The organism is Nocardioides sp. P5_C9_2 (genome assembly GCF_054049555.1).
In genome coordinates, this window is the sequence record NZ_JBFUMD010000135.1 from 1 (window position 1) to 8,188 (window position 8,188).

General features: G+C 71.9%; 10 protein-coding genes. 6 read left to right on the forward strand and 4 right to left on the reverse strand.

Annotated features, from left to right (window positions below; genetic code table 11):
- Positions 1-265, reverse strand: a 265-nt coding sequence (locus ACXJKL_RS08905) for a LysR family transcriptional regulator (protein WP_457206706.1), incomplete at its 3' end; no start/stop codon positions are given.
- 82 nt (positions 266-347) lie between these two features.
- On the opposite strand from ACXJKL_RS08905, the gene ACXJKL_RS08910 reads away from it, so the two are divergent.
- Both ACXJKL_RS08910 and ACXJKL_RS08915 read left to right on the forward strand, forming a co-directional pair.
- Positions 348-1,244, forward strand: a complete 897-nt coding sequence (locus ACXJKL_RS08910) for an EamA family transporter (RefSeq protein WP_457206707.1) — start codon at positions 348-350, stop codon at positions 1,242-1,244.
- Positions 1,245-1,485: 241 nt separating this feature from the next.
- Positions 1,486-1,689: a cold-shock protein gene (locus ACXJKL_RS08915; RefSeq protein WP_344150762.1), complete on the forward strand. Its 204-nt coding sequence runs from the start codon at positions 1,486-1,488 to the stop codon at positions 1,687-1,689.
- Between the two features lie 94 nt (positions 1,690-1,783).
- Here the strand turns inward: ACXJKL_RS08915 and ACXJKL_RS08920 are convergent, their stop codons facing one another.
- Positions 1,784-2,434, reverse strand: coding sequence for a dihydrofolate reductase family protein (locus ACXJKL_RS08920; RefSeq protein ID WP_457206708.1), 651 nt, complete (start codon positions 2,432-2,434; stop codon positions 1,784-1,786).
- Between the two features lie 122 nt (positions 2,435-2,556).
- Between ACXJKL_RS08920 and ACXJKL_RS08925 the strand changes: the two genes are divergently transcribed.
- Complete coding sequence (locus ACXJKL_RS08925; RefSeq protein WP_457206709.1) at positions 2,557-3,324, forward strand: class I SAM-dependent methyltransferase; 768 nt, start codon at positions 2,557-2,559, stop codon at positions 3,322-3,324.
- A 19-nt stretch (positions 3,325-3,343) separates the two neighbouring features.
- Here the strand turns inward: ACXJKL_RS08925 and ACXJKL_RS08930 are convergent, their stop codons facing one another.
- Together ACXJKL_RS08930 and ACXJKL_RS08935 are read right to left on the reverse strand one after the other, a co-directional pair.
- Positions 3,344-4,087: an alpha/beta hydrolase gene (locus ACXJKL_RS08930; RefSeq protein ID WP_457206710.1), complete on the reverse strand. Its 744-nt coding sequence runs from the start codon at positions 4,085-4,087 to the stop codon at positions 3,344-3,346.
- A 25-nt stretch (positions 4,088-4,112) separates the two neighbouring features.
- Entirely contained in the window at positions 4,113-5,216 is a 1,104-nt protein-coding gene (locus tag ACXJKL_RS08935; protein ID WP_457206711.1) for a PP2C family protein-serine/threonine phosphatase, read from the reverse strand.
- Between the two features lie 79 nt (positions 5,217-5,295).
- Between ACXJKL_RS08935 and ACXJKL_RS08940 the strand changes: the two genes are divergently transcribed.
- The 3 genes from ACXJKL_RS08940 to ACXJKL_RS08950 form a co-directional block, all read left to right on the forward strand.
- The gene (locus ACXJKL_RS08940; protein ID WP_457206712.1) at positions 5,296-5,712 is read left to right on the forward strand and encodes an ankyrin repeat domain-containing protein; all 417 of its coding nucleotides are present in this window, start codon (positions 5,296-5,298) and stop codon (positions 5,710-5,712) included.
- A gap of 129 nt (positions 5,713-5,841) precedes the next feature.
- Complete coding sequence (locus tag ACXJKL_RS08945) at positions 5,842-7,431, forward strand: catalase (protein ID WP_457206713.1); 1,590 nt, start codon at positions 5,842-5,844, stop codon at positions 7,429-7,431.
- 95 nt (positions 7,432-7,526) lie between these two features.
- The coding region (locus ACXJKL_RS08950) for an alpha/beta hydrolase (protein ID WP_457206714.1) at positions 7,527-8,188 on the forward strand (662 nt) is incomplete at its 3' end.

An 8,188-nucleotide genomic window follows, 5' to 3' on the forward strand; every position in this document is an offset into this window, starting at 1 on the left:
CCGGCTCGACGGACGGGTCGAGGTCGAGCCGCGCGGCGTCGACGGCCGCCAGGATGGTCACGGCGTGCTCGGCCAGCCGGCGGCCGGCGGGCGTGAGCCGCACGCGCCGCCCCTCGGGCTCGACCAGTGGCGCGCCCGCCTCGCGAGCCAGCGCGGCGATGCCCTGGGAGACGCTCGACGTGGACGTGCCCAGGACGGCGGCCACCTCGCTCATCGAGCCGAGGCGGGAGAGCTCGAGCAGCAGGCGGAGCCGACGGACGTCCATCGCTCTATTGTGCTGGTTCTGTGAACAATATGTCCTTCTATTTCACGTGGACACGCACAGTCAGGGGGGTGTGCACTGAGGCATGACCTCCTCCCCCAGCCGCTCGGGCGCCTCGCTCGCGGTCGCCTCGATGCTCTGCGTGCAGCTGGGGCTGGCCGCCTCGGTCGGGCTCATCGACGACCTGGGCGCGACCGGCACCGCCTGGCTGCGGCTGTCCTGGGCCGGGGTGCTGCTCCTCGTCGTCGTGCGCCCCCGTCGGCACCTCTTCACCCGTGAGGCGTTCTGGGCGAGCGTCGCGCTGGGCGTGGTGACCGCCGGGGTGACCATGCTCTTCATGGCCGCCGTCGCTCGGCTCCCCCTCGGCACCGCGAGCGCCCTCGAGTTCCTGGGCCCGCTCGGAGTGGGCGTCGCCCGCAGTCAGGGCCTCGCCCGTGCCTGGTCACTCGTCGCTGCGGCGGGCGTCCTGTGCCTGACCGAGCCGTGGGCCGGCACGGCCGATCCGGCGGGGGTCGCGTTCGCCCTCGGTGCGGCCGCCTGCTGGGCGGCGTACATCCTGCTCACCCAACGCGTCGGTGACACCGTCAACGGCATCGCGGGGCTCGCGGTCTCGATGCCCGTCGCCGCCCTGGTGGCCACCGCCGTCGCCGGTCCCGGGTTGGTCGGACAGCTGACTCCGCAGCTGCTGCTCATCGGGATCGGTCTCGCGATCCTCCTCCCCGTCGTGCCGTTCACCCTCGAGCTGCTGGCGCTGCGACGCCTCACCGCCGGGGCGTTCGGGACCCTGATGGCGCTGGAGCCGGCATTCGCGCTGGTCATCGGCCTGGTGGTGCTGCAGCAGGTGCCCCACGCCCCGGCCGTGGTGGGGATCGCCCTGGTGGTCGCCGCGGGCGTCGGTGCCGAACGAGGCGGGGCGAGGCCCCATGCCGCCCCCTGCGCCGACGCGCAGGAGGACCCCCGGCTCGTGCCGGTCGAACCGTGAGTCACGGGGCGCCACCCACCCCTTCGGACTCGCTCGGATGCGCCGAAGTCGGCAACGCGCGACCGATGCCCTATCCTTGGTCGTGTTGAAGGGATGGCTCCCAGAGCCGTCTTGGCCGCACACCATGTCGCGGCCTGTATCTAGTACTCCTGGTTTTCGGTTCGCTGGACATCAGCACAGGTGGATGTCTTCAGCGCCTCGGGGGCACAACGCTCTCGACACGTCAACAAAGGACAAGATCATGGCTCAGGGAACTGTCAAGTGGTTCAACGCTGAAAAGGGCTTCGGCTTCATCGCTCAGGACGGCGGCGGCGAGGACGTCTTCGTCCACTACTCCGCGATCCAGTCCGGTGGCTACAAGTCGCTCGACGAGAACCAGAAGGTCGAGTTCGACCTCGCCCAGGGCCCCAAGGGTCCCCAGGCCGAGAACGTCCGCGTCTCCTGACGTGACTTCGGAGGGCCCCGACCGCATGTGCGGTCGGGGCCCTTCGTGCGTGCGGGCCTGACGCGAGCGAGCCGGCGTCCGGCCGTCATCGCGGCTACCTGCGCGTGAAGGTGACGTGGATCGTGCCGCTGTCGGCCACGTCGGTGGTCACCTCGTGGGTGAGCTCGAGGCCGCGCAGGTCGTCCCACAGTCGAGTGCCCCGCCCCAGCAGGATCGGGGCGATCCGGACGTGCAGGTCGTCGACCAGACCGGCGCGCAGGAAGTCGCGCGCGGTGCTGACGCCACCGCCGACGCGCACGTCCAGGCCGCCTGCAGCCTCCGTCGCCTCGGCGAGCACGTCCTCGATCGCGGCGCTGCGGAAGTGGAACGTCGTGCCGCCCGGCATCGGGATCGACGGACGCGGTGCGGTGTGGGTCAGGACGTAGACCGGAGTGCCGAACGGCGGCCGGTCACCCCACCAGCCCTTCCAGTCCGGATCGTCGGGGAACGTGTGCAGGCCGAACATCGCCGCACCCATGATCTCGGCGCCGATGCCCCCGAAGTGCGCCGCAGCGTGGGCGTCGTCGAGCCCAGTGGTGCCGGCGCCGCTGGTGTCGCCGAGGACGCGCTCGTGGAACGTGCGCGTCGCGGCGTAGGCCGCCGTGAGGCGCCCCCAGTCCTCCCCCATCGGATTCTCGGGGCTGTGGTCAGTCGCCGAGGTGTACCCGTCGAGCGAGGCGAACAGGTCGATGCGGACGCGGGTCATGTCAGCGGGCTCCTTCGAGTGGTGCGGGTCGGGTGACACGTGGGCACCCGTCCGACTGTCGTCGACGGAGGTACCACCCGTCCACCGTTCCGTCGGCACCCGCCGTCGGGGAGACTGTGCAGATGTCCCAGGACCGAGCCGAGGAGATCGCCTGGAACCGCAGGCTCTGGGCAATCGTGAACGAGCGCTTCACCGATGCCTCGGCCGAGGGCATGTGGACCCGGTCGGAGATCGCGTGGGGCCTCTTCGCCGCACCCGAGCGAGTGCTCGACGTGCTCGGCGACGTTCGTGGTCGCGACGTCCTGGATCTCGCCTGCGGGACGGGATACTTCGCCGCCTGGCTCGCGCGTGCAGGAGCCCGACCGGTCGCCCTGGACTTCTCGGGTGAGCAGCTCGCCACCGCGCGGCACCTCCAGGCCCGGCTCGGTCCCACCTTCCCTCTGGTCCACGCGGATGCCGAGCAGGTGCCGCTGGCCAGCGGCCGCTTCGACCTCGTCGTGAGCGAGCACGGCGTCGCTGCCTGGTGCGACCCCGAGCGCTGGTTGCCCGAGGCCGCCAGGCTGCTGCGGCCGGGCGGACGCCTGGCCTTCCTCACCAACAGCAACCTGTCGACGCTGTGCGTCCCCGCCGAGGGCGGTGTGGCTGGGGACCGGTTGCTGCGCGGCCAGCGCGAGACCCACCGGGTGCAATGGCCCGGCGGTGGATTCGAGTTCCATCCCTCGCACGGTGAATGGGTGCGTCAGCTGCGTGCGGCCGGCCTCGTGATCGAGGCCATGCACGAGATCTACGCGCCCGAGGACGGCCACGACCACCCGTTCTACGAGATCGTGTCCCGCGAGTGGGCGTCCAGGTGGCCGGCCGAGGAGCTGTGGGTGGCGGTTCGTCCCTAGCCGCCCGGCGGTCGCCACCTCAGTCAGCGAGGTCCTCGGGCGCGTCGTCGGCCAGGAACTCCGCTATCCGGGTCCAGTAGGTGGGGTCGTCGGAGATGGTGTTGTGGCCCGCGTCGGGGAGGGAGACGACCGTGGGGTCGGACAGGGCTCCGACGAGTGCCCGGGTCCGGGCCGGGCGGACCACCGCGTCCCGGCCGGCGCGGAGCACGAGGACCGGCGCCCGCACGTCGGCCGCGAGGGCGGCCGAGTCCCAGCGGTCCTGGATCAGCGCCGCCACCGGCAGGCCGGGGAACAGGTCCGCGGCGGTGGCGGCCAGGCTGTCGAAGGGCGTGACCAGGACGACGTGGTCCACAGCCCTCCGCGTCGCGACGTGCACGGCGACGGCGCTCCCCAGGCTGCGGCCCAGCACGTCCACCCGCCCGCCGGGGTGTCGCTCGCTCACGTGGTCGACCAGCGCGACGGCGTCGTCGCTCAGGGCGGACTGGCTCGGACGACCCTCGCTGGCGCCGTACCCCCGATAGGCGATCAGGTAGCTCGTGTGCTCCGGGAAGCGTGCCTCCAACACCTCACGCCACGGGTCGAGCCGCTCGCCGTTGCCGCCGAAGTAGACGAGAGCTCGGGCGCGACCCGGGTTGACGACCCAGCCCCGGAGCTCGACCGCGCCGACGGTCAGCGAGTACGTCGTGGCGTCGGCCGCGACACGTGTGCTGCCGCGGGGATAGATCAGCTCCCTGACCAGCGGAGCCACGACGGAGTCGAGCACCCCACCACTCTAGGAGTCGAGCGGGTCACGGGGCGCGCAGGTCCAGCACGAGCACGGCCCGGTCGTCGTTGCCACGCGGCACCGTGCGCAGGACCGCGCGGGCGAGGCCGTCGAACCCGTGGGTCAGCACGGCACCGCGCGCCACGTCGCGCAGCCAGGCGAGCCCGTCGTCGAGGTCGCGGCCCCGCGTCTCGATGACGCCGTCGGTGTAGAACATCAGCGCCTCGCCCTCACCGAGGCGCCCCTCGCTGGCCCGCAGCTCCGGGTCGTCCACCACGCCGAGCGCGGTGCCGCGGGCGTTGTCCACGCCCCAGTCGGCCGCTGCCGGGCGCCAGTGCAGCACCGGAGGGTGTCCGGCGCTGGTGATCGTGTAGTCGCCCGTCTCCAGGTCGACTCGGACGTGCACCGCCGTCGCGAACGACTCGTCGGAGTCCTGGCGCAGCAGGAACGCGTTCGCCGCGCGCATCAGGGCATCGGGGGGCAGCGCCCCGAGCAGGCCGCCGAGGGCACCGGCGAACTGCAGCGCCTGGGGTCCGACCGCGGCGCCCTTGCCGCACACGTCGACGAGCACCATCTCGAGGTGTCGGTCCTCGCGGAGGTCGGCGACGAGGAAGTCGCCGGCGTACCCCGTGCCGTGGGCGCTGAGCATGGCCGACTGGGACCGCCACGGGACGGGCAGGTCTGGTACGACGCCTTGTCGCTGCAGGCGGTCGCGCAGCTGGGCGAGCATCGGCTCACTGAGGGCGACCGGCAGTCCCGAGCGCTGCCGGCTCGACTGTCCGACGGCCAGGCCCACGGATGCCACGAGCGTGACCAGGGCGGCGGCGGAGGGGCCGTCGAGGTCGTCGTGCAGCGTCGCAGCGGTGGCCGCGAGCAGGATGAACCCGGACAGCACCAGCAGCGGCCCGGCACGCAGGATCAGCACCCCCAGCAGCAGCCACACGAACCACACCGTGAGCGGCACCAGGTCGTAGGCCACCCACGAGGCGACGAGGGACGCGGCGGAGAGCCCGAGCAGGATGCCCAGCACGTAGAGCTGGCTCGCCCGTGACCCCGTGCGCCACCCCTCGACCCGGTCGTGCAGGTGCGACACCACCCGGCGGGGCACGGTTCCGAGGGTGGTCGACACCACCAGAGAATAGTGGCCGGGTGCGCCTCGCCGGAGCCGATCGCCCGATGTCGGCGAGGCCCTCTACGCTCGCAGGACCATGACCGAGAACCCCGACCGGCCCCTGTCCGCGCCTGCCGCCGCGGCACCCACCGACGACGAGGTCGCAGGCATCGTCGCCTTCGCCATGGACTGCGCCCGCCAGGGCGAGACCGACGTGCTGGCGCGCTACCTCGACGGCGGGTTCCCGGCCAACCATCCCGACGGCGACGGCAACACCGTCCTGATGCTCGCGGCGTACCACGGGCACGCAGGGACGGTCGCCATGCTGCTGGGCCGCGGGGCCGACCCCGACCGGCTCAACGCCCGCGGCCAGTCGCCCCTGGCCGGTGCGGTCTTCAAGGGCGAGGACGACGTCGTGGCCCGACTGCTCGCCGCGGGCGCGGACCCCGACGCCGGCACCCCGAGCGCCCGCGCCACCGCCGAGATGTTCGGGCGACCGGACCTCCTCCGATGAGCGCCACCCCCGCGGGGGAGCCTTTCTTGACCTGTTCCAGATCAAGTGCGACGTTGGTGGGGTCGGCGTGCGGCCCCTCTCCACGATCCGGCAGCGCGCGCACCCACCACCACGATCACCAGGAGTGACATGCCCGACCTGCCCCAGCCCACGGACAGCTCGATCGCCACCGCTCCCTCGTCGGAGGCCTCGCTCGGCTCGACGACGGACACCGGCGCGCCCGCTTCCAGCGACCGCAACTCGCTGACACTCGGGTCCGACGGCCCGATCCTGCTCCACGACGTGCACTTCCTGAGCCAGATGGCGCACTTCAACCGCGAGCGCATCCCGGAGCGCAACGTGCACGCCAAGGGGTCCGGCGCGTTCGGCCACTTCCAGACCACCCAGGACGTCAGCGCCTACACCAGGGCCGGGCTCTTCCAGCCCGGGGTGAAGACCGAGATGCTGGCGCGCTTCTCCACCGTCGCCGGCGAGCAGGGCTCCCCCGACACGTGGCGCGACCCGCGCGGCTTCGCGCTGAAGTTCTACACGAGCGAGGGCAACTACGACCTCGTCGGCAACAACACGCCGATCTTCTTCATCCGCGACACCATGAAGTTCCCGCACTTCATCCGCTCGCAGAAGCGCCGCGGCGGCAGCGGGCTGCGCGACAACAACATGCAGTGGGACTTCTGGTCGCTCAACCCCGAGTCGGCCCACCAGGTCACCTACCTCATGGGCGACCGGGGCATCCCGAAGTCCTACCGCCACATGAACGGCTACGGCTCGCACACCTACCTGTGGATCAACGCCGCCGGCGAGAAGCACTGGGTGAAGTACCACTTCCACAGCGACCAGGGTGTCGAGGGCCTCGCCGACGCCGACGCCACCCGGATCGCCGGGGAGGACGCCGACTTCCACCGCCGCGACCTCTACGACTCCATCGCGAGCGGCGACCACCCGTCGTGGACCCTGTCGATCCAGGCGATGCCCTACGAGGACGCGCGGACCTACCGGTTCAACCCGTTCGACCTGACCAAGGTGTGGCCGCACAGCGACTACCCGCTCATCGAGGTCGGCACGATGACCCTCGACCGCAACCCGGAGAACTTCTTCGCCGAGATCGAGCAGGCGGCCTTCGAGCCGTCGGCCACCGTCCCCGGCATCGGCTTCTCCCCGGACAAGATGCTGCTCGGTCGGGCCTTCGCCTACTCCGACACCCACCGCTACCGCATCGGCCCCAACTACCTGCAGCTGCCGGTCAACCGGCCCCGGGTGGAGATCAACACCTACACGCAGGACGGGCCGATGGCCTACGAGCACCGCGCCGACGACCCGGTCTACGCGCCCAACTCGTTCGGCCGGGGCTACGCCGACGAGGTCGGCGAGGTGAGCGACGGCTGGGAGGCGGACGGTGCGATGGTGCGCCAGGCCTACGCCCTGCGCAGCGACGACGACGACTTCGGCCAGGCCGGCACCCTCGTCCGCGAGGTGTGGGACGACGAGATCCGCGCCAACTTCGTCAAGACCGTCGCCGGTCACCTGCTCGGCGGGGTCGAGGGCGACGTCCTCGAGCGCGCCTTCGCCTACTGGAAGGCCGTCGACGCCGACTGCGGCAAGCAGATCGAGGAGCTGGTGCGAGCCGGTGGCCCCAACGACAACCCCGGCGGTCAGCCCGACGACGCGCAGGACGACGCGTCGGACCCCGTCGTGGAGAGCGACACCCACGCCGGGCACTGATCGGCGTACGCACGACAGCACCGAGGGGCCCCGGACACCGTCCGGGGCCCCTCGCGCCGTCCACGCCCCCGCGGGGTGCCGATATCGTGCGCGCCATGGCGACTGACCTGACGTACGACGTCCTCGGTGCGCCGTACACCGTGGAGACCCTGGACCTCGGCGAGGACGCGGAGGGGCCGGTCCACGCGACGCTGGTCCACCGACCGGCCGCCGAGCCGACCGACCGGGCCGTCCTGCACGTCCACGGCTTCGCCGACTACTTCTTCCACACCGAGTACGCCGAGTGGTGGAACGAGCGCGGCTACGACTTCTACGCCCTCGACCTGCGCAAGTACGGCCGGTCGATCCGCGAGCACCAGACGCCCAACTACGTCGAGGACCTGCGCGAGTACTTCCCCGACCTCGACGCCGCGTGGGAGCGCGTCACGAGCGGGCACACCACGGTCGTGGCCACCGCCCACTCCACCGGCGGGCTGACCCTCCCGCTGTGGCTGCACGACCGCCGGCCGGCGGGGCTGGGCGGGGTGTTCCTCAACTCGCCGTGGTTCGACCTCCAGGGATCGGCCTGGCTGCGCACGCCGGCCGTCCGGATCGCCATGGACCGCCTGGGCGCGCGCCACCCGCGTCGCCTCATCCCCCGCAAGGTCAGCGGCGTCTACACCCAGTCCCTGCACCGCGACCACCACGGCGAGTTCGACTTCGACCTCGCCTGGAAGCCCGTGGAGTCCTATCCCGTGTACGTCGGGTGGTTGCGCGC

Coding starts and splice junctions, on each gene's coding strand:
- ACXJKL_RS08910 (WP_457206707.1), top strand. CDS start 348: ATGACCTCCTCCCCCAGCCGCTCGGGCGCCTCGCTCGCGGTCGCCTCG.
- ACXJKL_RS08915 (WP_344150762.1), top strand. CDS start 1,486: ATGGCTCAGGGAACTGTCAAGTGGTTCAACGCTGAAAAGGGCTTCGGC.
- ACXJKL_RS08920 (WP_457206708.1), bottom strand. CDS start 2,434: ATGACCCGCGTCCGCATCGACCTGTTCGCCTCGCTCGACGGGTACACC.
- ACXJKL_RS08925 (WP_457206709.1), top strand. CDS start 2,557: ATGTCCCAGGACCGAGCCGAGGAGATCGCCTGGAACCGCAGGCTCTGG.
- ACXJKL_RS08940 (WP_457206712.1), top strand. CDS start 5,296: ATGACCGAGAACCCCGACCGGCCCCTGTCCGCGCCTGCCGCCGCGGCA.
- ACXJKL_RS08945 (WP_457206713.1), top strand. CDS start 5,842: ATGCCCGACCTGCCCCAGCCCACGGACAGCTCGATCGCCACCGCTCCC.